The organism is Streptococcus oralis, assembly GCF_026782375.1.
GTDB classification, from domain to species: Bacteria; Bacillota; Bacilli; order Lactobacillales; family Streptococcaceae; genus Streptococcus; species Streptococcus oralis_CL.
Window position 1 is genome coordinate 73,850 of the sequence record NZ_JAKUWJ010000004.1, and the last position, 26,796, is coordinate 100,645.

The window sequence follows — 26,796 nt, forward strand, 5'->3', positions numbered from 1 at the left end:
AAATGAGACGTTTAAAAATGTTATGGCATATTATACAGGTTACGGGTTTTACTCGGTTTGCTCTGAGTTTTGTGACCTTTGTTTTTGGGTCAGGAGGCGTGCTTTTCCTAGTTGAACCTGCTATCACAAATTACGGAGACGGTCTTTGGTATGCTTTTGTGACTTCGACGACTGTCGGCTACGGGGATCTCCTAGCTGTGACCTTGATTGGAAGGATTACCAGTGTCTTCTTGACGATTTATGGGCTCATATTTTTTGGCTGTTTATCAGCTGTTATTATTAATTATTATACCGATTTAAATAAGGAAAGAGGAGAGGACAAATGACTGCCAATTATTCAACACGGGAATACCGTGAGAAATTATACGATGACCTTCATGTTCGATTGAGAGATACAGCGATTTTGATGTGTGCAATTTTTATTGCCTCTATCGGTCTAAATATGAATTCAACAGCTGTTATTATTGGAGCCATGTTAATTTCACCTCTCATGACACCGATTGTTGGACTGGGATTCGGTTTAGCTATTTTTGATACGCGTTTAATCAAGCAATCTCTAGAGGTTTTATTGACTCAAGTGTTGGTCAGTTTGCTTGTCTCGACTCTGTATTTCTGGATTTCTCCCTTGTCTTATGCAAGTAGCGAGTTGATCGCACGAACCTCTCCAACCATTTGGGATGTTCTCATTGCTATTGCTGGTGGGATTGCTGGTGTGATCGGTTCAAGGAAAAAAGAAGCAAACAATATCGTGCCAGGAGTAGCCATTGCTACAGCTTTGATGCCGCCTATCTGTACTGCTGGCTATGGTTTAGCTAATGGGAATGTACGATTTTTATTGGGGGCTCTCTATCTTTTCTTGATCAACTGTGTCTTTATCATGCTAGCCAACATTGTTGGAACAAGAATTTTGATGAGAAAATCTCCTTTAACTTCATTTAAAGAGCTGAGCATTAAAATGAGAATTGGCTTGATTTCTTTGATTGTATTGTTGATTCTTCCAGCCAGCTATTCAGCAGTCACTCTGACGATGGATCAAGCACGAAAAGAAGGGATCAAACAGTTTGTAGGAAAAGAGTTCGCCAATTATACGGTTATTAATCAAGTCTACAAGTCAAGTAACAATGAATTGGTCTTGACGGTTGTTGGAGATCCGATTTCAGAAGAAGAATTAGAAACACTCCACCAAAAACAAGCCTCTTACGGTATTCAATCTGTTCAATTGAAAGTGAATCAAGTTCAGAACTCGCCAACATTAGATAGTGAAGCGACCAAGGAATTTTATGAAAACATTGACAAGTATATTGATCAAAAACTCTCTGAAAAAGATTCACAAAACGATCTCGTAAAAGAAAATGAAGCAGACAAGGATTGAGGACAATGAACTGAATCGGTTTTTACGCCGTGTTTTTCTTGTATCTTCCTCTTTCTTACTTATAGCAGGTTGTTTTTGCTTGAATAAGAAATAAATTAGAAGTTCTATCATCTAAGAAAAATGATGAAAAAAATCATTTAACTAATGGTGTGAACGTTTAGTGTTTATCAGCTCCATTCTCTGTAATTTTGGGGGTAAAATCCACACCATTTAGATAAAATTAGTTGAATTTGATTGGAAAAACGCTTTTATAAAAGCGGAGAAAAGTCTTGATATTACGCTGTTTTTAGTCCAACTGAAATTCATACTTTCCAAACCAGGTCTTACGATTTGTAAGTAAAAGAGCAAATAAAAAAGAGGAGCTTGACACTAAAGTTCCTCTTCTTTTTAAATAAACGAATCAGTTTCTTATTACATAAAAGGTAGTGAAAAAGGTAGTGATTCGATTGATTCATATCGCAATGTAGTGAAATTTCGAAATTCAAGAATTGCTTTAAATCAAGGTTTCTAAAGTCTACTGACGTGTAGTGAACCCTTATTTAACCTCTGTAAACACAACGTGTTTGCGAAGTTTTGGTGAGTATTTCTTCAATTGAAGACGGTCTGGAGTGTTACGTTTGTTTTTAGAAGTAAGGTACAAGCGTTCACCAGATTCTTTGTGTTCAAGTGTGATATTTACGCGCATGGTATCTCCCTTCTATTATTCAGCTGATGCAGCTTTAGCGATTTTACGTCCTTTGTAGTATCCTTTAAGTGATACACGGTGAGAACGTGAGTAATCTCCAGTAGTTTCGTCAAAGTTTACAGATGGAGCTGTTACTTTGTAGTGGGTACGACGTTTGTTTTTCTTCGCTTTTGAAGTGCGACGTGCAGGTACTGCCATTTTCTTTTCTCCTTTAGGTATTTAAATTCGATTCAATCTAGTGATTTTCATCAACCATACTAGGATAACACATTTTTTTTGTAAAGTAAAGTTACTTGACAAAAAAAGATAAAAAAATTAGGAGTTAGTAATCGAAATTTTCTGAAAATTCAAGAATTTTCTTCTGTTCATTGCTTTTAAAATGTGCTATAATAGTAAAAACTGAAATGGGAGGGATAAGATGACTGAATTAGATAAACGTCACCGCAGTAGCATTTATGACAGCATGGTTAAATCACCAAACCGTGCCATGCTTCGTGCGACTGGTATGACAGATAAGGACTTTGAAACACCGATTGTGGGAGTGATTTCAACTTGGGCGGAAAATACCCCTTGCAACATTCACTTGCATGATTTCGGGAAATTGGCCAAAGAAGGTGTCAAATCGGCAGGTGCTTGGCCTGTTCAGTTTGGAACTATCACGGTAGCGGACGGGATTGCCATGGGAACGCCTGGGATGCGTTTCTCTCTAACATCTCGCGATATCATTGCGGACTCAATCGAAGCGGCAATGGGTGGTCACAATGTGGATGCCTTTGTGGCTATCGGTGGCTGTGACAAGAACATGCCTGGTTCTATGATTGCCATTGCCAATATGGATATCCCGGCTATTTTCGCTTATGGGGGAACCATTGCGCCTGGAAATCTTGATGGCAAAGACATCGACTTGGTTTCGGTATTTGAAGGAATCGGTAAGTGGAACCACGGTGATATGACAGCTGAGGACGTCAAGCGTCTCGAATGCAATGCCTGCCCTGGCCCTGGTGGCTGTGGTGGTATGTACACGGCTAATACCATGGCGACGGCTATTGAAGTTCTAGGGATGAGTTTGCCAGGATCTTCTTCTCACCCAGCTGAGTCAGCTGACAAGAAAGAAGATATCGAAGCAGCAGGACGAGCTGTTGTCAAGATGCTGGAGCTTGGCCTCAAACCATCAGATATCTTGACTCGTGAAGCTTTTGAAGATGCCATTACAGTAACCATGGCTCTCGGTGGTTCTACCAATGCCACTCTTCACTTGCTTGCCATTGCCCATGCGGCTAATGTTGATTTGTCACTTGAGGACTTCAATACGATCCAAGAACGTGTGCCTCACTTGGCCGACTTGAAACCATCTGGTCAGTATGTTTTCCAAGACCTCTACGAAGTCGGCGGGGTTCCAGCGGTTATGAAATATCTCTTGGCGAATGGCTTCCTTCACGGAGACCGTATCACATGTACTGGTAAGACAGTCGCTGAAAACTTGGCTGACTTTGCAGACCTTACACCAGGTCAAAAAGTCATCATGCCACTGGAAAATCCAAAACGTGCAGACGGACCATTGATTATCTTGAACGGGAACCTTGCTCCTGATGGCGCGGTTGCTAAAGTATCAGGTGTTAAAGTGCGTCGTCACGTTGGACCTGCTAAAGTCTTTGACTCAGAAGAAGATGCTATCCAGGCTGTTCTGACAGATGAAATCGTTGATGGCGATGTTGTCGTTGTTCGTTTCGTTGGACCTAAGGGTGGTCCTGGTATGCCTGAGATGCTATCCCTTTCATCAATGATCGTTGGTAAAGGTCAAGGAGACAAGGTTGCTCTCTTGACAGATGGCCGTTTCTCTGGTGGTACATATGGTCTCGTTGTCGGACATATTGCCCCTGAAGCTCAGGATGGTGGACCAATTGCTTACCTCCGTACAGGCGATATCGTTACGGTTGATCAAGATACCAAAGAAATTTCCATGGCCGTATCCGAAGAAGAACTTGAAAAACGCAAGGCAGAAACAACCTTGCCACCACTTTACAGCCGTGGTGTCCTCGGTAAATACGCCCACATCGTATCATCCGCTTCTCGCGGAGCCGTGACAGACTTCTGGAATATGGACAAGTCAGGTAAAAAATAAACTCAAAAAGCAAGCCATTTTCGGCTTGCTTCTTTTCATCTTCAAAAGTGATTTGCCTGCTTATACTCAATAAAAATCAAAGAGCAAACTAGAAAGCTAGGTGCAGGTTGCTCAAAACACTGTTTTGAGGTTGTGGATAGAACTGACGAAGTCAGTAACCGTACTACGACAAGCCGACGCTGACGTGGTTTGAAGAGATTTTTGAAGAGTATTAACGAGGTGGCAGTCCAAGGGCAATGCGGCCGTAGCGACTGATTCGTGTAATCTTCCAGGCAGGCGACCAGGTAACTTCAACCTTGACATCTTCGATACCCTCGATTTGTTTCAGACCTGCCACGATTTCGATAGGTAAGCTTTCTGCACAATCGCAGGCAGTGTCGGTGAAGGTCATGACAATCTTGCAGAGACCTGTTTCATCTAGATTGATTTCATAAATCAGCCCTAGATTGTAAACATCCAATTCCACATCTGTATCAAAAACCTTCTCTAGTTTTTCGATAATTTGGTCTTGTAAGGCCAAAGCGCGGTCATTGATTTTGATATCGTCTCTCATTACGTCCCTCCACGTGATAAATATCCTCTATTTTCTCATAATTCTGACAATTTGGCAAGTTTTTGATGAATTTTCTGAAAAATATGATAAAATGAAGAAAATACGGAATCAAGGGGAAGTCTATGGAGCAGATTGGAAAAGTCTTTAGACAATTACGAGAGTCAAGAAATATCTCGCTGAGACAAGCAACTGGGGGACAATTTTCGCCGTCTATGTTGTCCCGATTTGAAACAGGTCAGAGTGAACTTTCGGTGGAAAAGTTTCTGTTTGCCCTAGAAAATATATCTGCCAGTGTAGAGGAAATCCTCTTTCTGGCGAGAGGTTTTCAGTATGATACAGATTCTGAGTTGAGAAAAGAAATCACAGATATCTTGGATCCAAAGAACATAGCACCTCTCGAGGACTTGTATCGCAAGGAGTATCAAAAGTATGCCCATTCTCAAAACAAACAGAAACATATTCTAAATGCCATTATGATCAAGTCTTATATGAAGAGCATGGATGAAACGGTAGAGTTGACAAGAGAGGAAGGGGAAGTCCTTCATGATTACCTGTTTTCTACCGAGATTTGGGGAAACTATGAACTCAATTTGTTCTCAGTTAGTTCCCCACTCTTATCTGTTCCTCTTTTTACTAGATATGTACGAGAAATGGTCCGAAAATCTGATTTTCTAATGGAAATGTCTGGTAATCGAAACATTTTTCACACTATGCTATTGAATGGTTTTTTAGCCAGTATTGAGTGTGAAGAATTTACCAATGCCTATTATTTTAAACGTGTTATCGAAGAGCATTTCTACAAGGAAAACGAGACCTATTTCCGAATTGTCTATTTGTGGGCGGAAGGTCTCCTTGATAGCAAGCAAGGTAGAGTTAAGGAAGGACAAAAAAAGATGGAGGATGCTGTCCATATTTTTGAGATGCTTGGCTGTAACAAATCTGCCGAATACTATAGAAAAACGACTGATGCTTGAATATCTGCAAGGTAAGAAAATAATTTAAAATTTGAAGCGATAGAACTCCTGATCTCTCTCAGGCCATTAAAGAAGTTCTATCGTTTTTTTGCTTATTTTGTGTGTTGCATATATTCAAAAATTTTTTTCGCTAATTCATAAGTGCTATACTATAGTCATACTTCATATAGGGATTAGAACAAGAAGGGAGATTACCTATGAAACTATTGTTTAGAAATCAAGCTTATCGACTCTTGACTTTGTCGCGCTTCTTCAATGCCTTTGGTGCTTCGATTTTTAACCTGGTATTTATCGTTTATGCATCGACCTTGCCACAAGCATCTTTTGCGGTTGCTGTAGCAAATATTGTGATGATTCTTCCGACTCTCTTTACAGTTTTTGTAGGGATTCGGGCAGATTACACGAGGGACAAGGTCAAATGGATGGTCTATAGCGGTTTGTTTCAGGCGGTTTTATTTTTTCTAGCAGCTTTAGTTGTCCAGCAAGCTAGTTTATTTGCCTTTTCTAGCCTGTGTTTGATCAATGTGATTAGTGATATAATCAGTGATTTTGCTGGTGGTTTGCGCATGCCTCTCATTAAGGAAAAGGTAGCTGAAAATGATTTGATGGAGGCTTATTCTTTTTCCCAGTTTATCACCTATATTTCAGCTATTGGTGGTCAAGCTTTCGGAGTCTGGCTTTTAGGGCTATCGGTTAACAATTTTTCCCTCGTTGCGGGAATCAATGCCTGCTTTTTCCTAGTATCAGCCTTTATTCTCTTTTTAGGAAAAAGCAAATTGAGTCTGTCAATGTCATCTGCTGATGGTGAAAACCTAAAAAATGAGAAGCTTTCTATCAAAGACCAGTTCCTAACAATTTACCGAAATTTACGTCTCGTTTTTCTTAAAGGTGGACAGAAAAACTTTGGATTCATGATCTTTGCTGTCTTGCTTATCAATGCCTTGGGTGGTTCCTTAGGAGGTATCTACAATATCTTCTTTTTGAGCCATTCTCTCTTGAATTTTTCTTACACAGAGACACTATTTATCAATCAAGTCTGTGTTTTGTTAGCAATCATCATTAGTAGCCTTACGGGCAATGATTATTTTGGGAAGCAGTCCTTGCCTAGATTGATGATGTGGGCTACCGTAGGGCTCAGTCTAATTGGTCTGGCTAACGTATTCAATCAAGTCGTGCTTGGTTTGCTATTTCTATTTTTAACTCTGTATGTGTCTAGTAAAGTTCAACCAAAGATTAGTGCCATGCTCATGAAAAATCTAGCTCCAGAGGTTTTAGCTCGTACCAGTAATTTTTTAGGTTTATTATTTACCTTATCCATACCTGTGGGAACAGCTTGTTTTTCACTTGTAGCCGTATGGAATATGCAGTTGACTTGGATATTATTTGTTGGTCTTTCTTTGCTGGCTATCCTTTTGACAACTCTTAATCTCAAAAATGATATTTGAATCCTAATTTTTTCTCACTGTTTTAATCCCTCTATTTATGGTAAAATAAGACTATTAAGTTTAAAGAGGATTCCCTATGAAATTACAAAAACCAAAAGGAACGCAAGATATCTTGCCTGCTGAATCTGCCAAGTGGCAGTATGTTGAGGGCTTTGCCCGTGAAATTTTCAAGCGCTATAACTATGCGGAAGTGCGCACGCCTATTTTTGAGCATTACGAGGTCATCAGCCGCTCTGTCGGAGATACGACCGATATCGTAACCAAGGAAATGTATGATTTTTATGACAAGGGTGACCGCCATATTACCCTCCGTCCAGAAGGAACTGCGCCCGTTGTTCGCTCTTATGTGGAAAATAAACTCTTCGCACCAGAAGTGCAAAAGCCAAGTAAGTTCTATTACATGGGCCCTATGTTCCGTTATGAGCGTCCACAGGCAGGGCGTTTACGCCAATTTCACCAGATTGGTGTCGAGTGCTTTGGCTCTAGCAATCCAGCTACCGATGTGGAAACAATCGCTATGGCAGCTCATTTCTTGAAAGAAATTGGTATCCAAGGTGTCAAACTACACCTCAACACTCTCGGAAATCCTGAGAGCCGTGCGGCTTATCGTCAAGCCTTGATCGACTATTTGACACCGCTCAAGGAGACCTTGTCGAAGGATAGCCAACGTCGTTTGGAGGAAAATCCTCTCCGTGTCTTGGACTCTAAGGAAAAAGAAGACAAGGTGGCAGTAGAAAATGCGCCGTCTATCTTGGACTTCCTTGATGAAGAAAGCCAAGCTCATTTTGATGCCGTCCGTCAGATGTTGGAAAATCTGGGTGTAGACTATATCATCGATACCAATATGGTACGTGGTTTGGACTACTACAACCACACGATTTTCGAGTTTATCACTGAGATCGAGGGCAATGACTTGACCGTCTGTGCAGGTGGTCGCTACGATGGTTTGGTTGCCTACTTTGGTGGTCCTGAAACTGCTGGATTTGGATTTGGCCTTGGTTTAGAGCGCCTGCTTCTCATCCTTGAAAAGCAAGGTGTGGCCCTCCCTATCGAAAACGCTCTAGATGTTTATATCGCAGTCTTGGGTGAAGGAGCAAATGTCCAGGCCTTGGAATTGGTACAAGCCCTTCGCCAACAAGGATTCAAAGCAGAGCGTGATTACCTCAACCGGAAGCTCAAAGCTCAGTTCAAGTCAGCCGATGTCTTTGCGGCTAAGACCCTCATCACTCTCGGAGAGAGCGAAGTCGAAAGCGGACAAGTGACAGTTAAGAACAACCAAACACGAGAAGAAGTGCAAGTGTCACTTGATGCTATTAGCCAAAACTTCTCAGAAATCTTTGAAAAATTAGGCTTTTAATAGTAGAAAAACTGGTCAGGATCTTATTCCTGACCGTTTTCTTTTGCAAAATGACAAAAATCATAAACTTTTTGACAAATATACTTGTCAAAAATAAAACGATATGTTACAATGAAATCAAGTTAAGAGAAAAGGAGAAAGGAATGCTTAAAAATCGTCTAAAAGAGCTTCGAGCTCGCGATGGTCTCAATCAAACCGAACTGGCCAAGCTAGCAGGTGTTTCCAGACAGACCATTAGCCTACTAGAACGGGATGAGTACACCCCGTCCATTGTGATCGCCCTGAAGATTTCGCATATATTCAATGAACCAGTCGAGTCGGTATTTCGGATAGAGGAGGATGAGGAATGAATAAGTATAAAGTAATTTATTATGTAGTTGCCATAGCTCTATTAGTCAGCGTATTTCTACTGATTGGGATGGACCTAGGCTGGTTTAATCCATATCAAAGCGACCAATTTGTTTGGGCCTACTTTGCTCTCATCCCAGTAGTTGACTGGATTGAAAAGAAATTCAAAAATCTAGCAAGTGAAAAAGGAGAATGAATATGAAAAAGTTTTTAGCAGGTTTTCAAGTCGATACTGAGCACAAAGAACTTGCGGGTGTTTGTGCAGGTTTAGGAAATTATTTTAACATTCAAGCCGATATCGTTCGTTTGGTGACAGTCTTGCTGTTTCTCTCTTCGACAGAGATTGGAATTATAACAGTAACTCTCTATGCCTATCTAGCAGGTTGGCTTGGCAATGAACCCTTGGGAGATGGAGCAAAAAAAGCTAGAAACCAAGCTATTCTCTTGTTTGCTGTTTGTTTGATTTTAGTATCACTTGGAACAGAGGGCTTGACAGCTATTTATGAATCAGGTAAAGTGTTTGGTCAGTGGTTAGTTGGATTGGTTTAGTTTAGAAAGAGGATGAATATGAAAAAGAAACGTGGATTGTTATTTTTAATGGCTGTTATCTTGGGAGGTTTCTTGGGCAGTTTTGCAGGGATGTTTAAGACCCGTGCAGAATCCCATGGAACTATTTTAGATGTAAAGGTCTTGATACCATGGATATCAGCGATTTGTTTACTATTAGGTTTTATTAGCATTCTTTTGACTTTTAATTTCTTAAAGAAAAGTAGAAAATTTCACTCCTTGTATCAAGAGGAAATGGATGATGATCTGAATGAAAGCTATTATGTGCAAATGTATCGTAATCTTGAGTTTGGAACCATTGCTTTTAATATAACAGGCGTAGCGATTTTATTGTCTCTCTTCATTTCAGGAAGTGAAGTAATTGTACTAAATGTAAGCTATCTAACATTATCTCTTTCTTTTTTGGCATTAGCGATGGTTTTCAGTGCTCAAAAATATCTCTATAAGACCATTGCGATCGTTCGTCAGTTTGATTTGGAATTCTTCTCTACACCAAAGGATGTTTTGGACTATATAAATTCTTATGATGAAGGGGAGCGTCAGGCTAATTTGGAACAGAGTTTTCGGGTTTTATTCCAATTAAATCAGTATGTTTTGCCAGGTCTCTACTTTCTGATTGATCTCTTTTCTTTATTGACAGGAGAGATTCAGTTACTAGCCTTCTTGCTTGTAGGAGCGATCCATATTTATATCAATGTGATGCAATTACCTATGGTAAAACGTTATTTCAAATAAAGGAGTTCCTATGATTCGTGTTGAAAATGTAAGCAAAAGTTTTGGAGGCAAGAAAGCTCTGCATCAGATTTCTTTTGAGATTCAAGAGGGTGAAATTTTTGGCTTCCTAGGACCTTCAGGTTCAGGTAAAACAACTATGATCAATGTCTTAACAGGACAGTTGGCTGCAGATCAGGGGGAGACCGTTCTTCTAGGAAAGTCCTCTCGAAATTTGACTTCAAATGATTTGGAACAAATCGGGATTGTTAGTGATACCAGTGGTTTTTATGAAAAGATGAGCCTCTATAAAAATCTGCTCATTTATGCAAAATTATATGGTCTTAAAGCTTCTAGAGTAGATACAGTACTTGATCAAGTTGGGTTATCAGATGCCAAAAACATTATCGCAGAAAAACTATCCACAGGTATGAAACAACGGATGTTCTTGGCCCGTGCTCTTCTAAATGCTCCCAAAATCCTCTTTCTAGATGAGCCAACAAGTGGTCTTGATCCTACCACCTCAAAATCGATTCATGCTCTCTTACAAGAATTGAAGCAGGCTGGGACAACTATCTTTTTAACAACCCACGATATGAATGAAGCAACCTTGCTTTGCGATCGCCTCTCTCTTTTAAATAAGGGGAACTTGATTGAGTATGGTAGCCCACAAGAGATTATCCAGAAATACCATGTGGATAAAAAGGTTCGTTTACGCTATCAAGATGGGCGTGAGCAAGTGATTCCTTTTGAAGAATTGCCTCATTTGAATACGACAAATCTAATAGCTGTTCATTCTTGCGAACCGACTTTAGAAGAAATCTTTATTAGATTGACAGGAGAAAAGTTAGATGTTTAGAAAATTAAATGCCCTTCTTTGGTTAAGGTTGCAAGTTCTTATTAGCAATTCGACCTTGTTAGCGACTTTATTAATGCCCTTTGGTATTGCTATCCTGTATAATGAATTCTTAAACAAGAGTGGAGAATTGAGTATGTTTCTCCTCTCTATGAGTTTGACGATGGTCTTGAGTATGGGAAGTGGTTATATGGTATCGATTATGATGGCTGAGGATAAGGAAAAACGTAATCTTAAATCACTTATACTAAGTGGTGTGACAGCAACAGAGTATACTATGAGTATGATGGCTCTTCCTCTTCTCGTGATGCTTCTTTCTATGGTTGTTCTACCTCTGTATCTTAAAGTTGATTTGACAAACTACTTTCTTACCTATGGCCTCTATCTGCTTCTAGCGACCATCAGTATAATCTTTCTTAATCTTCTTATCGGTGCAGTATCAGATACCCAGTCTAAGGCGCAAGTGTATAGTATTTTTCCTATGCTGACCGTCTCTTTCTTGCCCGTTCTTGCCGTTCAAAATGAAACTGCACAAAAACTGTTGGACTATTCTTTCATTGGTCCTTTGGTAAGTCTGTTAAAAGAAGGTGGCGGAGAGTTATCTTTGAGAAGTCTCGGTCTTTTGCTAGCATGGATTCTTTTACTAGGATTAGCTAGTCTCTTCGTATTGAAAAATAGCTATAAAGGAAAGTAGGAGGCACATATGAACTTACTTAAAAATCTTGGCTGGTTTCTTCTAGCTGTTCTATCCTTTTTCTTTGGCTATGGTCTGGTTCAGAGTATGGCGTTGTCAGCTCTTGACCTAGAGGCTTCGATCTTTGGAGTCTTGCCACTTTATATCGCCCTATCAGGGGCTTATGTTTATGGAGTTTACAGATGGTATCAGACAGAAAAGGTTAGCATCCAGACGACTGCTTTTAATCGTTATATCTGGTTGCCTACCCTAGTTTTGCTAGTGGCGATTACGGCCCAGTTCTTTTTGCCAGATGATCCGTCGGTCAATCAACAAATCGTATCACAACTGACAGTTGCTCAGCCTGTCTTTGGTTTCTTTATGGTAGTGGTCTTTGCTCCTCTGACGGAAGAACTCATCTTTAGAGGAATCTTGGCGCGCTATCTCTTTCCTAAGCAGGACAATAGCAAACAGACAGCTCTGTTTCTCCTTGTATCGAGTGTCCTTTTTGCCTTGATTCATTTTCCAGGTAGTTTGCAACAGTTTTTAGTCTATGCTAGTTTGGGATTGAGTTTGGGACTGGCTTATGTGAGCCGAAAAGGCCTTCTTTACAGCATTTCTTTACACGCTTTGAATAATTTAATCGGCTTTTTGATGATACTCATGCTATAATAGAGTCAGGAGGTCACATGAAACGAGTAATTTTATTAGCAGTGATACAGGCAGTCGTTCTCTTCTTTATCATCGGGGGGCTTGCCTATGCCTTTAAAGGCGATTTCTTCTACAACAATCTAGCAGTGATTTTTGCACCTATTGCAGGAATCATGCGCTTTGCGACGGCCTATGCAACAGCGATTGTTCTGCCTAAAAAAGCGGCTGAAATCGCAGAAAAACGCAAAGAAGGCCAAGAATCAAAATAAGAAAATCCGATGACGTTTTCATCGGATTTTTTGTCTGTTAGTTTTGATTTCTAAAGGCAATCAAACTTTTCTGCTGATTTTCATGAAGTGCCTGCGCTTTTATGGTAAAATAGTAACAGAATAAAAGAGGAGAGAAAACATGAAACGTAGTATGTATGCTGGTCGTGTTCGTGAGGAACACATCGGACAAGAAATGACCTTGAAAGGATGGGTTGGCCGTCGTCGTGACTTGGGTGGTTTGATTTTTATCGACCTTCGTGACCGTGAAGGGATCATGCAGTTGGTTATCAACCCTGAAAAAGTATCTGCAGAGGTCATGGCAACAGCTGAAAGCCTTCGTAGCGAATTTGTCATCGAGGTGACTGGACAAGTCGCTGCGCGTGAGCAAGCCAATGATAAATTGCCGACTGGTGTGGTTGAGTTGAACGTGACAGCTTTGACGGTGCTTAATACAGCCAAAACAACACCTTTTGAGATTAAAGATGGAATTGAGGCCAATGACGATACACGTTTGCGTTACCGTTACCTTGACCTTCGTCGTCCAGAAATGCTAGAAAACCTTAAGCTTCGTGCCAAGGTGACCCACTCTATCCGTAACTACTTGGATGAGTTGGAGTTTATCGATGTGGAGACGCCATTCCTTTCTAAGTCAACGCCAGAAGGGGCGCGTGACTATTTGGTGCCATCTCGTGTCAATAAAGGGCATTTCTACGCTCTTCCTCAAAGTCCACAAATCACTAAGCAACTCTTGATGAATGCTGGGTTTGACCGTTACTACCAAATCGTTAAATGTTTCCGTGATGAGGACTTGCGTGGTGACCGTCAGCCTGAGTTTACTCAGGTCGACTTGGAAACGTCTTTCCTTACGGAGCAAGAGATCCAAGATATCACAGAAGGCTTGATTGCGCGCGTGATGAAAGAAACAAAAGGCATCGAAGTAACTCTTCCATTTCCTCGTATGAAGTATGATGACGCGATGGCTCTTTACGGTTCTGACAAACCTGATACTCGTTTTGATATGTTGCTTCAGGACTTGACAGAAGTGGTTAAGGATGTGGACTTCAAGGTCTTTTCAGAAGCTCCTGCAGTTAAAGCCATTGTAGTCAAAGGAGCTGCGGACAACTATTCACGTAAAGACATCGACAAGATGACTGAAGTAGCCAAACAATATGGTGCCAAAGGTCTTGCTTGGGTCAAGGTGGTTGATGGAGAATTAAACGGACCAGTTGCAAAGTTCTTGACTGGCATTCAAGCAGAATTGACTGCAGTACTTGGTCTTGAAGACAAGGACTTGGTTCTCTTTGTGGCGGATACGCTTGAAGTAGCCAATGCAACCCTTGGTGCCCTTCGTGGACGTATTGCCAAAGAGCTTGACTTGATTGATAACGATAAATTCAATTTCCTTTGGGTGGTTGATTGGCCAATGTTTGAATGGTCTGAAGAAGAAGGTCGCTACATGAGCGCCCACCATCCATTTACCCTTCCACAGGAAGAAACAGCTCACGAATTAGAAGGTGATTTGGCTAAGGTTCGTGCCATTGCTTACGATATCGTCTTGAATGGTTATGAGCTTGGTGGTGGTAGTCTTCGTATCAATCAAAAAGATCTTCAAGAACGCATGTTCAAGGCTCTTGGTTTCTCAGCTGAAGAAGCAAATGACCAGTTTGGTTTCCTTCTTGAAGCCATGGACTATGGTTTCCCACCACACGGTGGTTTGGCGATCGGTCTTGACCGTTTTGTGATGCTCTTAGCAGGAGAAGAAAATATCCGTGAGGTCATTGCCTTCCCTAAGAACAACAAGGCAACCGACCCAATGACACAAGCTCCATCAACAGTCGCTCTCAAACAACTAGAGGAACTCAGCTTACAAGTAGAAGAAGATGAAACAAGCAAAACGAATTAAGCGGTGGCGCTATTATCTGCGCCGCTTTGCTTATCAGATAAAAATCTTACGAGTTTTACAAAGTATCTCTCGGGAAAAATATGATGAGAAAGTATCGGCTTCTCTGGTTTATGGCTTTTTGTCAGCAGTAGCAGTCAATTTCTTTTTTCAACCAGGGCACGTTTACTCCAGTGGCGCGACGGGTCTGGCACAGATTATCTCTGCCTTGAGTAATCACTGGTTTGGTTTTTACATTCCGATATCGCTAACCTTTTATGCTATCAATTTTCCGTTGATGATTTTGGCTTGGTATCAGATTGGGCATAAGTTTACAATCTTTACCTTTATCACAGTATCCATGAGTTCCCTCTTTATCCAGCTTGTGCCAGTTGTGACCTTGACAGAGGATCCCATTATCAATGCCCTTTTTGGGGGTGTTGTCATGGGCTTGGGGATTGGTTTTGCGCTCCGTAACAATATTTCTAGCGGAGGTACAGATATCGTTAGTCTGACCATTCGAAAGAAAACAGGGAGAAATGTCGGCAGTATTTCTTTCTTGGTAAATGGAACCATCATGCTGATAGCAGGTCTGACCTTTGGTTGGAAATACGCCCTCTACTCTATGATCACCATTTTTGTATCGAGCCGTGTGACAGATGCGGTCTTTACAAAGCAAAAACGCATGCAGGCCATGATTGTGACCAATAATCCTGACAAGGTAATCGCAAAAATCCATAAAAAATTGCACCGAGGAGCAACCATGATCCACGATGCAGAAGGAACCTATAATCATGAGAGAAAAGCAGTCTTGATTACGGTTATCACGCGAGCAGAGTTTAATGATTTTAAACACATCATGAAACAGGTCGATCCGACAGCCTTTGTCTCTGTATCCGAAAATGTCCACATCCTAGGACGATTCGTAGAAACAGACAATTAATAATACTCAAAAGACCAGCCTTGAGGCTGGTCTTTATTTTTCGATAATTTTGTGCCCAATCAACTGGCGGTAACAAATCTGTTTATTGTTTTTGGCATCGTTAATAATCTGGAGAATGGTTTCAAAGGAAACGCGCCCGAGTTCTAAGCTATTGATATCCACATAGGCTGCCAAGTTCAGTTTAGGGTTGACCGAGTCAAAGCTGAGGACAGGGACATCCAGTTGGTGTTTTGCGATGTAATCACAGACCCCTGCAGCAAGAAGGCTATCAATAGTAATAATAGCATCAATATTTGGATCATGCTCGAAGAGAAGTTTACTAAAGCGATAACCATTATCTTCAAGAAATTCGGTCGCAAAGTAGGTTAAGTTGGTATCAATCGGAAGTTGGTGTTGTTTGAGTGCGGACTCATAGCCAGTTAGACGATCTTGCGTTACGAAGAGTCGCTTTGTACCCCCGATAAAGGCAATTCGTTTGCATCCTTTTTTGATGAAATACTCTGTCGCATCAAAGCCAGCTTGTACATTGTCATTATCAACAAGAGGGATAAAGGGTGAAGTTGATTTTCCGAGAATGAGGAAAGGGAATTGCTCATCAGCTACTAGCTTGACCAGAGGGTCTTCTTCCTCGGCGTAGAGGAAAATCAAACCGTCAACACGCTTGCCATAAACCATCTGAGAAATCGCATTGAGACGTTCTTTCTCATCTTTCCCCGTTGCAATCTGAATAGCGTAGTGGTTTTCAGACGCGACTTGGGCGATACCTCGAAGGACAGATGGGAAGAAAGGATTTTGGTAAAAGGCATCCGAGTCGTCAGGGAGCACCAGACCGATAACCTGAGTATAGCTACTTACCAAGCTACGAGCATTGAGATTGGGATGGTAGTTGAGTTCCTTCATAGCCTTGCGAACTCGTTTTTTGGTTTCATCACTAATCGTTGATTTGTTTTGAATAACACGGGTTACGGTTGAAGGTGAGACACCTGCAGCCTTGGCCACATCTTTAATCGTAACGGGCATAAAAATCTCCTATTTATGATAATCTGGATCGCGGTAATGTGTTTTATAAAAGATGGTGACCAGATAAAGAACAAAAAGAATGTTTTGTACAGTGATAAGGGTTGTCATATTTTGGCCAAAAAGTCCCAAAACAAGCGTAATCAGAGTTGGTAATCCTAAACAGTTCAAGATAAAATGGTAGCACTCTTTAAAGCTCCTAAATGAAAAGAGGCGTGATTTTTTGGTGATATAAAGGAGAAGACTAGCTCCAAGAGAGACAATGAAGAAATTCAATCCAAAGAGGAAGCTAGCACCAAGGACAAGAAAGAGACTGATATAGACACGGTTCTGTTGGTACCAGTCTTTAGAAATAGCCTGGGTTAAAGTTTCCTTACTCTGGAAACTCTCCGTTTGAATGGCGTGGTAGCGAATGCGAGTTAGTTCCTTACTTTCCTTACTGATGACGAGTTCTTTCGTATCAAAATGAAGTTGCAAGTCCTTTGGCAATTCCTTGCTTTGGCTCGGGCCAATCAAAAGAGAAGGCTGCTGATTCTTCGTACCTGAGTAGTTCAGCTTTCCATCTACGATTTGTGCATTCTCTGACAAGTCCATGATGGCTTCATCTGTCAGTGGAGTATAGACATTATCGATAAAGGTATCCAGTGGATACGTTTCCTGTGAGCTGTTTTGAATGGCAATTGGAATCATGGACAAGCTGATGAGGAAAATGCTAGTAAAGAGGAGTTGAAACCAGTTGAGTCCAAAACGTTTTGACAGGGGATTACGAAATCCCCAGATACTAGTAAAATACGAGAATGGATATGGAAGCATAGGCATCTTTCTAAAAGGTGTTTTCTATATGAGTATTATTATATAGAGAAATGTGCTTTATTTCAAGTCTAGTAGATAAATTGCTTACTGAAAAGCTGATTTTGCTACTATTTGCGGTCTTGTGTCTAATCTTTCAACTTTAGAAACAAGATCAAAATGAAAAAGGGTGGCGGGGATAAATTATCCCTTGTCGCCACCACTTGTAAGTCCTGAAACAAAGTTCTTTTGTAGGAAGAAGAAGAGAATACAGATTGGAAGGGCGATGAGGATAGCACCTGCTGAGAAGTAGGCAATCTTCAAGTTTTTCACATTGCTGACAAAGGTCTGTAGACCAACGGCAACTGTAAAGTATTCTTTCTCACGAAGCAAGAAACTAGAGAGGATATAGTCTCCGAAAGGTCCCATGAAGGCCCAGAGCGCTTGTACTGCAACCATTGGGCGAACGAGTGGGAGAACAATTTGCCAGAAGCGACGGAAGTGTCCTGCACCATCTAGTTTTGCAGATTCGTCTAGAGACATTGGTACTGTGTCAAAGTAGCCTTTCATCAACCAAGCGTTCATTGGGATACCACCACCAACATATAGGAAGATGAGGAACCAGCTATGGTTAAGGGCATTCAACATAAGGGCCATAACGAAGAAGGCAGTCAAAGCGGCCATTGTTGGTACCATTTGGATGATCAAGAAGAAGACCAAACTTTGTTTACGAGCCAAGAAGTTGTAACGACTGTAGGCATAACCAGCAAGTACGATGATACTTGTTTGAACAGCCATTGTAATCAAGGCGATAATCAAAGTGTTGAGGTACCAAGTGCCGTACAAGGTTTCAGTGAAGAGCCCTTGGAAGTTGGCAAAGCTAAAGTCGACGTTAGCATCTAGTTTAAAAGCTACGACGTTACCAGTCTTGAAGGCTGACATAATGGTAATCAAAAGTGGATAGATAATCACGATTGAAAGACCAATCAAGTAGAGGTAAGTGAGGGTTTGAGTCAGTCTACGTTTGAGTTTGATTGAGTTATTCATCTTAGACGTCCTCCATATCAAATGCGTGTAGTTTCTTGAATGCGATCATAGAGATAGAGATGACAATGATAGAGATGATTAAGGTAACAGCTGCCGCCATAGAGTATTGAGGAGATGTACCTGTTGTCAAACGATAAATCCATGAGATCAAGATATCAGTTGAACCGGCTCCACCACCAACGCTACCAGGACCTCCGCCATTGAAGAGGTACATGATAGAGAAGTTGTTAAAGTTGAAGGTGTATTGGCTGATTAATGTTGGTGCTGCAACAGCCAAAATCATAGGGAAAGTGATGTTGCGGAATTTCTGCCAAGCATTGGCACCATCGATGTAAGCCGCTTCGTAGAGGTCGTTAGGAATCGACTGCAAGATACCCAAAGTCAAAACGTAGATGTATGGGAATCCTAGCCAACCTTGCATCATAATCAAGGCAATCTTCGTCCAAGTTGGGTCTGTTTTCCAAGGGATAAGAGCACCGTCAAGGAAAGGAAGAACCTTAGCCAAGATAGGCAATACTTGAGTGTTGATCGCTCCGACACTATCGTTAAACATGTTTGAGAATGTCAAGATAGTGATGAAGGCTGGAACAGCCCAAGGAAGAAGGAAAATAACACCAAAGATACGTTTTCCTTTGATAAATGGTTGGTTAGCAATGATAGCTGTGAAGATACCAATCACAATCTGCAAAGTAGAAGCAGACAAGGCCCAGATGATGGTCCAAGAAAGAACCGCACCGAAGGCTGAACGGAAGGTACTTAAGCTCCAGATGTTTGTAAAGTTCGTCAAGCCAACCCAGTCCAACAATTTGTTTGGTGGCAAGTGTTGGAAGTCATAGTTGGTAAAGGCAATCATCAAGGTTACGATAACTGGGAAGATAATCGCAAATGTCATTGCTACATACGATGGGATAATCAAAAGGTATGGGAATCCATTCTCATAAATACCTTTGATCATATCTTTAAAAGTCCGTGGGACAGGAATTCCATTGTTAATACGTTTTGCGATTGTATGTGCATCTTTAATATTTGAGAAATAAAAGAGCACATAAACGACTACAAAGATTAAATGGAAGGCACCACGAATCAACATAAAGAGGGAATTATCACGACCTGGCTTGTCACCAAGAGTGATCAAATTGTGCAATTCAGGGGCTGCAAGTGCTAGGAAATAAAGAACAAATACGATAGTGACACCAAGGAAGATAAAACCTTTGGCCTTTTGTTTATTGTAAATCTGTCCTAACCCAGGAATCACTGAAAGCAAGGCTGCTTTGCTAGGTTGTTGGTTTTCCATGAATACTCCTTTCATAGGATACGAGATTGAAGTTTGTCTCCAATTACTAGATAGGCAACTGCAATCATTCGTAAATTTATAAAATCAAAGGGGGATCTGTATTCTCCCCCCTTGTAACGAATTCAATTATTCACCAAATTTTTGTTTGATTGTTTCTTTGATCAATGTTACAGCATCGTTAGCAGCTGTCTTAGCATCTTTTTTACCACTTACAGCGTCAAAGAGCATTGTTTTAGCTGGATCCCAAACTGCTGACATTTGAGAAATGTTTGGCATTGGTTGAGCGTTCTTGAACTGTTTGATAACAGCTGTTGTCAACTCATCGTTTTTACCTTCAGCGTATGAACGAGCTTCAGTGTTAGCTGGGATTTCGTTAGTTGCATCGTAGAATGCTTTTTGTTGTTCAGTTGAAACAAGGAAGTCTACAAATTTTTGTGCAGCTTCAAGGTTCTTAGTGCTTGATGGGATGATCCAAGCTTTACCACCACCGAATGGTGTGTATTCTTTACCATTTGGAAGAGTTGGAATAGTAGCAACACCGTAGTTTACTTTAGCATCTTTGAATGCTTGAGCTTTCCAAGGACCGTCGATGATAGCAGCTGTTTTACCTTCTTGGAATTGAGTTTGGATCAAGTTTGCAGCACCTTCAGTATCTTGCATACCTTTAGGCCATTTTTCGTACCAAGATTTAGCGTAGTTGATACCTGTGATAGAACCGTCGTTTGCAAGACCGATGTCTTTAGCGTCTTTACCGTTTTGTCCGAATACGTAACCACCGTTACCAGCAAGGAGTCCGTATGCGTAGTAGAAGTTTGTCCAGTCGGCTAGGAATGCAGTAGTTTTGCCATCTTCACCAGCGAAAGCGTATTTGCTGTCTTTAGCAAGTTCTTCTAATTCAGCAAAAGTTTTTGGAGCTTCTTTTAGCAAGTCTTTGTTGTAGTACATAACAAGTGACTCAATAACGGCAGGAGCACCGTAAACTTTACCGTCAGCAGCTGTTACAAGAGATTTAGTCTTATCATCTGTTTTAGCGCCGTCGCTCAAAGTAACTTCTGAAAGTTGTCCGTCAGTACCAAGGCTACCTACGCGGTCGTATGGTGCCATCATAACGTCAGCAGCTTGACCTGATTGGTTGTCAAGAGAAAGTTTGTCAAGTCCACCAAGTTGGTCACCTGATTTGATGTTAACTTTTGTACCTGATTCTTTTTCATAAGCTGCAGCAACTTTTTCAGCGTAGGCTTTGTATTGGTCTTCAACGTAGAAAGTGATTTCTTTTGCTTCAGATGAGCTAGTATCAGCTGCTTTATCAGCAGTTTTGCTTCCGCAAGCTACCAAAAGTAAGCTAGCAAGAGTAGCAGTTCCGAGCACAGCAGCGCTCTTCATGAATTTAGATGACATAGTGTATTCCTCCTAAAGAATAACAAAAATAATTTAATGAGAAAACGCAAACGTTTTCTTTTACGAACTTAGTATAGCACAAATAGAAAACGGTTGCAAGCGTTTTTAGGAAAATTTTTAAAAAAATTTTAAGGATTCAAACATTTGTTAAAGCCTTTATATAGGAAAAAACTTAAAATGTTTGTTTCTCTTGAATGGAAAATATATTAGGGAAACGATTGCGTAAATTCTGCTCGATTTTTCAGAAAATAGAGCAGCTGTTTGGAATGAATTATCTTAAATCAGAAAATCTTTAAAATTTTTTTGGCTCATTTCATAAAATATCAGTGGGAACAAGTTTTGTTTGATTAAAATAATTCAAAAAAATTTTTTAAAACCGCTTGCATTTGTTTTTGAAATGCGTTATACTTAAATCAACGCAAACGTTTGCGCCTTGATTTGCGCAGCGTTTTATTACAAACACATGAGGTGCTATTATGAAAAAACGTCAAAGTGGTGTGTTGATGCACATCTCTTCTCTTCCAGGAGCTTACGGGATTGGATCATTTGGCCAAAGCGCCTATGATTTCGTTGATTTCTTGGTTCGTACGAAGCAACGTTACTGGCAAATCCTCCCTCTTGGGACAACAAGCTATGGAGATTCTCCATACCAATCATTCTCAGCCTTTGCTGGAAATACGCATTTTATCGACCTTGATATCTTGGTAGAGCAAGGCTTGCTCGAAGCCAGTGACCTTGAAGGTGTTGACTTTGGTAGCGATGCATCTGAAGTTGATTATGCGAAGATTTATTATGCACGTCGTCCGCTTTTAGAAAAAGCAGTTAAACGCTTCTTGGAAGTGGGAGATGTCAAAGATTTTGAGAAGTTTGCTCAAGACAACCAATCATGGCTTGAACTCTTCGCTGAGTATATGGCGATCAAAGAGCATTTTGACAATCTTGCTTGGACAGAATGGCCAGATGCAGATGCTCGTGCCCGTAAAGCTTCAGCGCTTGAAAGCTACCGTGAGAAATTGGCAGACAAGTTGGTTTACCACCGTGTGACACAATACTTCTTCTTCCAACAATGGTTGAAATTGAAAGCCTACGCTAACGATAACCACATCGAAATCGTTGGGGACATGCCTATCTACGTAGCGGAAGATTCAAGCGACATGTGGGCAAATCCACACCTCTTCAAGACAGATGCCAATGGTAAAGCAACTTGCATCGCAGGATGCCCACCAGATGAGTTTTCTGCAACTGGTCAGCTTTGGGGCAACCCAATCTATGACTGGGAAGCAATGGACAAAGACGGTTACAAATGGTGGGTTGAACGCTTGCGCGAAAGCTTCAAGATCTACGATATCGTTCGTATCGACCACTTCCGTGGTTTCGAATCTTACTGGGAAATTCCTGCTGGTTCCGATACAGCAGCACCTGGTAAATGGGTGAAAGGTCCAGGCTACAAACTCTTTGCAGCCGTTAAGGAAGAGCTTGGTGAGCTAAACATCATCGCAGAAGACCTTGGTTTCATGACAGATGAAGTCATCGAGTTGCGTGAACGTACTGGCTTCCCAGGAATGAAGATTCTTCAATTCGCCTTCAACCCAGAAGATGAAAGTATCGATAGCCCACACTTGGCACCTGCCAACTCTGTTATGTACACAGGAACACACGATAATAACACTGTTCTTGGTTGGTACCGTAATGAAATCGACGATCCAACTCGTGAATACATGGCTCGTTACACGAACCGTAAAGAGTACGAAACAGTGCCACACGCAATGCTTCGCACAGTCTTTTCATCTGTTAGCTTCATGGCTATTGCAACTATGCAAGACTTGCTAGAACTAGATGAGTCAGCTCGTATGAACTTCCCATCTACTCTTGGCGGAAACTGGTCATGGCGTATGACAGCAGACCAACTCACACCAGCTGTTGAAGAAACTTTGCTTGACTTGACTACAATTTATCGCCGAATCAATGAAAATTTGGTAGAATTAAAGAAATAAGACATTATCAGGAGACACATAAACATGTTACCATTAAACGAATTTGTACAAAAACGTTACAATAAAACCATTGCAGAATGTAGCAATGAAGAGCTTTACCTTGCTCTTCTTAACTACAGCAAGCTTGCAAGCAGCCAAAAACCAGTCAACACTGGTAAGAAAAAAGTTTACTACATCTCAGCTGAGTTCTTGATCGGTAAACTCTTGTCAAACAACTTGATTAACCTTGGTCTTTACGACGATGTGAAAAAAGAACTTGCAGCTGCAGGTAAAGAGTTGATCGAAATCGAAGAAGTAGAATTGGAACCATCACTTGGTAACGGTGGTTTGGGACGTTTGGCAGCCTGCTTTATCGACTCAATCGCTACACTTGGTTTGAATGGTGATGGTGTTGGTTTGAACTACCACTTCGGTCTTTTCCAACAAGTTCTTAAAAACAACCAACAAGAAACAATTCCTAACGCTTGGTTGACAGAGCAAAACTGGTTGGTTCGCTCAAGCCGTAGCTACCAAGTGCCATTTGCACACTTCACATTAACATCGACTCTTTACGATATCGATGTACCTGGTTACAAGACAGCTACTAAAAACCGCTTGCGTTTGTTTGACTTGGATTCAGTTGATTCTTCTATCATCGAAGATGGTATCAACTTTGACAAGACAGACATCGCTCGCAACTTGACTCTTTTCCTTTACCCAGACGACAGCGACAAGCAAGGTGAATTGCTCCGTATCTTCCAACAATACTTCATGGTTTCAAACGGTGCACAATTGATCATCGACGAAGCGATCGAAAAAGGAAGCAACTTGCATGACCTTGCGGACTATGCAGTTGTACAAATCAACGATACTCACCCATCAATGGTGATCCCTGAATTGATTCGTCTTTTGACTGAACGTGGTATCGAACTTGATGAAGCAATCTCTATCGTTCGTAGCATGACTGCCTACACGAACCACACAATCCTTGCTGAAGCCCTTGAAAAATGGCCTCTTGAATTCTTGCAAGAAGTGGTTCCTCACTTGGTACCAATCATTGAAGAATTGGACCGTCGTGTGAAGGCAGAATACAAAGATCCAGCTGTCCAAATCATCGACGAGAGCGGGCGTGTTCACATGGCACACATGGATATCCACTACGGATACAGTGTTAACGGGGTTGCGGCTCTCCATACAGAAATCTTGAAGAACTCTGAGTTGAAAGCCTTCTATGACCTTTACCCAGAAAAATTCAACAACAAAACAAACGGTATCACTTTCCGTCGTTGGCTCATGCATGCTAACCCAAGCTTGTCTCACTACTTGGATGAGATTCTTGGTCACGGTTGGCACCATGAAGCAGATGAGCTTGAAAAACTCTTGTCATTCGAAGATAAGGCTGCTGTTAAAGAAAAATTGGAGAGCATCAAGGCTCACAACAAACGTAAATTGGCTCGTCACTTGAAAGAGCACCAAGGTGTTGAAATCAACCCAAACTCTATCTTTGACATCCAAATAAAACGTCTTCACGAGTACAAACGCCAACAAATGAACGCTTTGTACGTGATCCACAAATACCTTGACATCAAAGCTGGTAACATCCCTGCTCGTCCAATCACAGTATTCTTTGGTGGTAAAGCGGCTCCTGCCTACACAATCGCTCAAGACATCATCCACTTGATCCTTTGCTTGTCAGAAGTGATTGCTAACGACCCAGCAGTAGCACCACACTTGCAAGTTGTAATGGTTGAAAACTACAACGTTACTGCAGCAAGCTTCCTCATCCCAGCATGTGATATCTCAGAACAAATCTCACTTGCTTCTAAAGAAGCTTCAGGTACTGGTAACATGAAATTCATGTTGAACGGAGCTTTGACTCTCGGTACTATGGACGGAGCAAATGTGGAAATCGCTGAGTTGGTTGGAGACGAAAACATCTACATCTTTGGTGAAGATTCAGAAACTGTTATCGACCTTTACGCAAAAGCAGCTTACAAATCAAGCGAATTCTACGCTCGTGAAGCCATCAAACCATTGGTTGACTTCATCGTCAGCGACGCTGTTCTTGCAGTAGGTAAGAAAGAACGCTTGGAACGTCTTTACAACGAATTGATCAACAAAGACTGGTTCATGACTCTCCTAGACTTGGAAGACTACATCAAAGTCAAAGAGCAAATGCTTGCTGACTACGAAAACCGTGACGCATGGTTGGATAAAGTCATCGTTAACATTGCCAAAGCAGGATTCTTCTCATCTGACCGTACAATCGCTCAGTACAATGAAGATATCTGGCACTTGAACTAAGATTCTTTGAAAATCTCTTCAAACCACGTCAGCGTTGCCTTGCCGTACTCAAGTACAGCCTGCGGCTAGCTTCCTAGTTTGCTCTTTGATTTTCATTGAGTATAAGATACAAATTCATACTAATACATTTTGTAAAAAAGCGAGTTTCGATTGAAATTCGCTTTTTTGAATGTTGTTATTTTTATGCTGCTATTCCTAAAAGAAAAGAGAAAAAAATGTCAATAATTTGTAGGCTGAAAAATCAAACTTAGAGGGCACTAAAAAGGTTGATTTTACTACCTTTAAGCCTCAGAATCTACTTAGAAATCCCCTCAAATTCATTGTATTCGCTTACACAAAGTGTTATAATACGATTATAGGAAAGAAGGTGTTTATATGTGGAAAAAATATTTTTCAAAATATAAATGGACTGATTTATTCTGGATACTATTTGTGATTGTGACATGCCTCTTGACGGGCAATAATACTCTTTTTCCCCTTACCCATCAAGATATCTCTTATCATGGCTGCTATTTGGGGATTACACTTGCCTCATTTCACTTGCTTTTTATTGATAAATTTGTTATTTCGAATCGAAAATAAATGGTGAGGTTAAAATTTTTCCCCTTTTCCGATAGATACTTGAAAAATGATGATTTAAACCCGCATCTCAAGAAGAGCTGCGGGCTTTATCTTATCTCAAAAATTTATTTACAGTGCTTTCCCAACTAGAATCTCTGCTTCGATGGTAATCTCTGTCAGTTGGCTCCAGTCAATCTTGGTCTGGTCAACATGAAAGAGGAGAGGCGTCATACTGAGCAGGGCTTGGCGTTGCTCTGCTGTGATAGGTTTTGTTAAGGAAGCAATCTGACTAGATTGGATGCTGAAATGTTCCTGGAAATGTTCTTTGATATCTTGGTTGGAATAGTCCTTCTTTGTCAGTTGGTCCTGCACTATTTGACGGATTTCTTTGAGGTGATTTTCAGTTGGGATGACCTTTATCAAGATACCGTCTTTGGATAAAACACGGCGAAATTCTCCATAATTGGCAGGCGAAAAGATGTCGAGCAGGATATCCATGCTGGCGTCTTTTATAGGAAGACGAGCCAGGTCACCGACAAACCAATTGACTGCCCAGTTGGGTTCGCTCTTGGCAGCGATTTGGACAGAATCTTTGGAAATATCAAAGGCGTAGAAGGTTTTATCAGAGTGACTTTCTTGGAGTTTGCGAGAGTAGAAACCTTCACCACAGCCGATATCCAAGATAGTTTTGGCAGTTTCTAGTCTTGCAAGCAGGTCTGAGATGGTTTCTAAGATAGTCTGATAAAAGCCAGCTTCTAGGATTTGCTGGCGGTTTTGAAAGTTTTCCTTGTCATAGTTGGCAGATTGCTTGATTTGCGGTGCTAGATTGACATAGCCGAATTTTGCCAGGTCAAAAGAATGGCGATTCTCACACTTGAGACTAGACTCAACCAAGGTCAGATTTTTTTGGCAGATAGGGCAGGCAAAGGCACTAGCAGAAGCAAAGCGCTGGAGTTTGGGTTTGAGGTTTGTATTCATAGTGTAAGTTTACCAGAAGAAAATTTCGAA

Annotated in this window: 28 protein-coding genes; 19 read left to right on the forward strand and 9 right to left on the reverse strand. The window is 41.0% G+C overall.

Going from position 1 to position 26,796, the window contains the following annotated elements; translation table 11 throughout:
- Positions 1-2 precede the first annotated feature (2 nt).
- Together MK409_RS08305 and MK409_RS08310 are read left to right on the forward strand one after the other, a co-directional pair.
- Entirely contained in the window at positions 3-326 is a 324-nt protein-coding gene (locus MK409_RS08305) for a potassium channel family protein (RefSeq protein WP_001253404.1), read from the forward strand.
- On the forward strand, positions 323-1,372 hold the full coding sequence (locus MK409_RS08310) for a DUF389 domain-containing protein (protein WP_268705970.1): 1,050 nt from the start codon (positions 323-325) through the stop codon (positions 1,370-1,372). The genes MK409_RS08305 and MK409_RS08310 overlap by 4 nt, the downstream gene beginning before the upstream one ends.
- Positions 1,373-1,907: 535 nt before the next feature.
- On the opposite strand, the gene rpmG is transcribed toward MK409_RS08310, so the two are convergent.
- Positions 1,908-2,057: a 50S ribosomal protein L33 gene (rpmG, locus tag MK409_RS08315; protein WP_001265622.1), complete on the reverse strand. Its 150-nt coding sequence runs from the start codon at positions 2,055-2,057 to the stop codon at positions 1,908-1,910.
- A 15-nt stretch (positions 2,058-2,072) separates the two neighbouring features.
- Entirely contained in the window at positions 2,073-2,255 is a 183-nt protein-coding gene (gene rpmF / locus MK409_RS08320) for a 50S ribosomal protein L32 (protein WP_000290417.1), read from the reverse strand.
- Between the two features lie 220 nt (positions 2,256-2,475).
- On the opposite strand from rpmF, the gene ilvD reads away from it, so the two are divergent.
- The gene (gene ilvD, locus MK409_RS08325) at positions 2,476-4,179 is read left to right on the forward strand and encodes a dihydroxy-acid dehydratase (protein ID WP_000137343.1); all 1,704 of its coding nucleotides are present in this window, start codon (positions 2,476-2,478) and stop codon (positions 4,177-4,179) included.
- A 211-nt stretch (positions 4,180-4,390) separates the two neighbouring features.
- Here the strand turns inward: ilvD and MK409_RS08330 are convergent, their stop codons facing one another.
- Complete coding sequence (locus MK409_RS08330) at positions 4,391-4,732, reverse strand: metal-sulfur cluster assembly factor (protein ID WP_001204052.1); 342 nt, start codon at positions 4,730-4,732, stop codon at positions 4,391-4,393.
- A 122-nt stretch (positions 4,733-4,854) separates the two neighbouring features.
- Between MK409_RS08330 and MK409_RS08335 the strand changes: the two genes are divergently transcribed.
- The 13 genes from MK409_RS08335 (at position 4,855) to MK409_RS08395 (ending at position 15,405) form a co-directional block, all read left to right on the forward strand.
- On the forward strand, positions 4,855-5,706 hold the full coding sequence (locus MK409_RS08335; protein ID WP_268705971.1) for a helix-turn-helix domain-containing protein: 852 nt from the start codon (positions 4,855-4,857) through the stop codon (positions 5,704-5,706).
- A gap of 197 nt (positions 5,707-5,903) precedes the next feature.
- Positions 5,904-7,151: a transporter gene (locus tag MK409_RS08340; RefSeq protein ID WP_268705972.1), complete on the forward strand. Its 1,248-nt coding sequence runs from the start codon at positions 5,904-5,906 to the stop codon at positions 7,149-7,151.
- A gap of 76 nt (positions 7,152-7,227) precedes the next feature.
- Positions 7,228-8,508, forward strand: a complete 1,281-nt coding sequence (gene hisS / locus MK409_RS08345; RefSeq protein WP_268705973.1) for a histidine--tRNA ligase — start codon at positions 7,228-7,230, stop codon at positions 8,506-8,508.
- A 143-nt stretch (positions 8,509-8,651) separates the two neighbouring features.
- On the forward strand, positions 8,652-8,858 hold the full coding sequence (locus MK409_RS08350; RefSeq protein ID WP_213988775.1) for a helix-turn-helix transcriptional regulator: 207 nt from the start codon (positions 8,652-8,654) through the stop codon (positions 8,856-8,858).
- A complete protein-coding gene (locus MK409_RS08355) occupies positions 8,855-9,052 on the forward strand; it encodes a hypothetical protein (protein WP_206284039.1) in 198 nt (65 codons plus the stop codon). Before MK409_RS08350 ends, MK409_RS08355 begins: the two co-directional genes overlap by 4 nt.
- Before the next feature lie 2 nt (positions 9,053-9,054).
- Entirely contained in the window at positions 9,055-9,405 is a 351-nt protein-coding gene (locus tag MK409_RS08360) for a PspC domain-containing protein (protein WP_268705975.1), read from the forward strand.
- Positions 9,406-9,423: 18 nt separating this feature from the next.
- Positions 9,424-10,158 carry a DUF3169 family protein gene (locus MK409_RS08365; protein WP_268705976.1) on the forward strand — a complete coding sequence of 245 codons (735 nt, stop codon included), beginning with the start codon at positions 9,424-9,426 and terminating at the stop codon, positions 10,156-10,158.
- 10 nt (positions 10,159-10,168) lie between these two features.
- Positions 10,169-10,993 (forward strand): ABC transporter ATP-binding protein, encoded by an 825-nt coding sequence (locus MK409_RS08370; protein WP_268705977.1) that lies wholly within the window; start codon positions 10,169-10,171, stop codon positions 10,991-10,993.
- Entirely contained in the window at positions 10,986-11,684 is a 699-nt protein-coding gene (locus tag MK409_RS08375) for an ABC transporter permease (RefSeq protein WP_268705978.1), read from the forward strand. Before MK409_RS08370 ends, MK409_RS08375 begins: the two co-directional genes overlap by 8 nt.
- Before the next feature lie 9 nt (positions 11,685-11,693).
- Complete coding sequence (locus MK409_RS08380) at positions 11,694-12,335, forward strand: CPBP family intramembrane glutamic endopeptidase (protein WP_268705979.1); 642 nt, start codon at positions 11,694-11,696, stop codon at positions 12,333-12,335.
- 17 nt (positions 12,336-12,352) lie between these two features.
- Positions 12,353-12,583 (forward strand): hypothetical protein, encoded by a 231-nt coding sequence (locus MK409_RS08385; protein WP_096405856.1) that lies wholly within the window; start codon positions 12,353-12,355, stop codon positions 12,581-12,583.
- Positions 12,584-12,722: 139 nt separating this feature from the next.
- Complete coding sequence (gene aspS / locus MK409_RS08390) at positions 12,723-14,486, forward strand: aspartate--tRNA ligase (protein ID WP_268705980.1); 1,764 nt, start codon at positions 12,723-12,725, stop codon at positions 14,484-14,486.
- Positions 14,464-15,405 carry a YitT family protein gene (locus MK409_RS08395; RefSeq protein WP_000806300.1) on the forward strand — a complete coding sequence of 314 codons (942 nt, stop codon included), beginning with the start codon at positions 14,464-14,466 and terminating at the stop codon, positions 15,403-15,405. The genes aspS and MK409_RS08395 overlap by 23 nt, the downstream gene beginning before the upstream one ends.
- A gap of 33 nt (positions 15,406-15,438) precedes the next feature.
- Here the strand turns inward: MK409_RS08395 and MK409_RS08400 are convergent, their stop codons facing one another.
- The 5 genes from MK409_RS08400 to MK409_RS08420 all read right to left on the reverse strand — a co-directional run bounded on the left by MK409_RS08400 (position 15,439) and on the right by MK409_RS08420 (position 20,950).
- The gene (locus MK409_RS08400) at positions 15,439-16,425 is read right to left on the reverse strand and encodes a LacI family DNA-binding transcriptional regulator (protein WP_268705981.1); all 987 of its coding nucleotides are present in this window, start codon (positions 16,423-16,425) and stop codon (positions 15,439-15,441) included.
- A 9-nt stretch (positions 16,426-16,434) separates the two neighbouring features.
- Complete coding sequence (locus tag MK409_RS08405) at positions 16,435-17,235, reverse strand: DUF1189 domain-containing protein (protein WP_268705982.1); 801 nt, start codon at positions 17,233-17,235, stop codon at positions 16,435-16,437.
- Between the two features lie 180 nt (positions 17,236-17,415).
- On the reverse strand, positions 17,416-18,258 hold the full coding sequence (locus MK409_RS08410; protein WP_001065654.1) for a sugar ABC transporter permease: 843 nt from the start codon (positions 18,256-18,258) through the stop codon (positions 17,416-17,418).
- Position 18,259: 1 nt separating this feature from the next.
- Entirely contained in the window at positions 18,260-19,552 is a 1,293-nt protein-coding gene (locus MK409_RS08415; protein WP_000431414.1) for a carbohydrate ABC transporter permease, read from the reverse strand.
- 126 nt (positions 19,553-19,678) lie between these two features.
- The gene (locus tag MK409_RS08420; RefSeq protein WP_049478972.1) at positions 19,679-20,950 is read right to left on the reverse strand and encodes an extracellular solute-binding protein; all 1,272 of its coding nucleotides are present in this window, start codon (positions 20,948-20,950) and stop codon (positions 19,679-19,681) included.
- A gap of 476 nt (positions 20,951-21,426) precedes the next feature.
- Here MK409_RS08420 and malQ point away from each other — a divergent pair, with 476 nt between their 5' ends.
- From malQ to MK409_RS08435, 3 genes are all read left to right on the forward strand, one after another.
- Positions 21,427-22,944, forward strand: coding sequence for a 4-alpha-glucanotransferase (gene malQ, locus MK409_RS08425; RefSeq protein ID WP_049501519.1), 1,518 nt, complete (start codon positions 21,427-21,429; stop codon positions 22,942-22,944).
- A 24-nt stretch (positions 22,945-22,968) separates the two neighbouring features.
- The gene (gene glgP, locus MK409_RS08430) at positions 22,969-25,227 is read left to right on the forward strand and encodes a glycogen/starch/alpha-glucan family phosphorylase (RefSeq protein ID WP_268705983.1); all 2,259 of its coding nucleotides are present in this window, start codon (positions 22,969-22,971) and stop codon (positions 25,225-25,227) included.
- Positions 25,228-25,602: 375 nt separating this feature from the next.
- Positions 25,603-25,809 carry a hypothetical protein gene (locus MK409_RS08435; RefSeq protein WP_096405877.1) on the forward strand — a complete coding sequence of 69 codons (207 nt, stop codon included), beginning with the start codon at positions 25,603-25,605 and terminating at the stop codon, positions 25,807-25,809.
- A gap of 108 nt (positions 25,810-25,917) precedes the next feature.
- On the opposite strand, the gene MK409_RS08440 is transcribed toward MK409_RS08435, so the two are convergent.
- On the reverse strand, positions 25,918-26,766 hold the full coding sequence (locus MK409_RS08440) for a putative RNA methyltransferase (RefSeq protein WP_268705984.1): 849 nt from the start codon (positions 26,764-26,766) through the stop codon (positions 25,918-25,920).
- Positions 26,767-26,796: the final 30 nt, after the last annotated feature.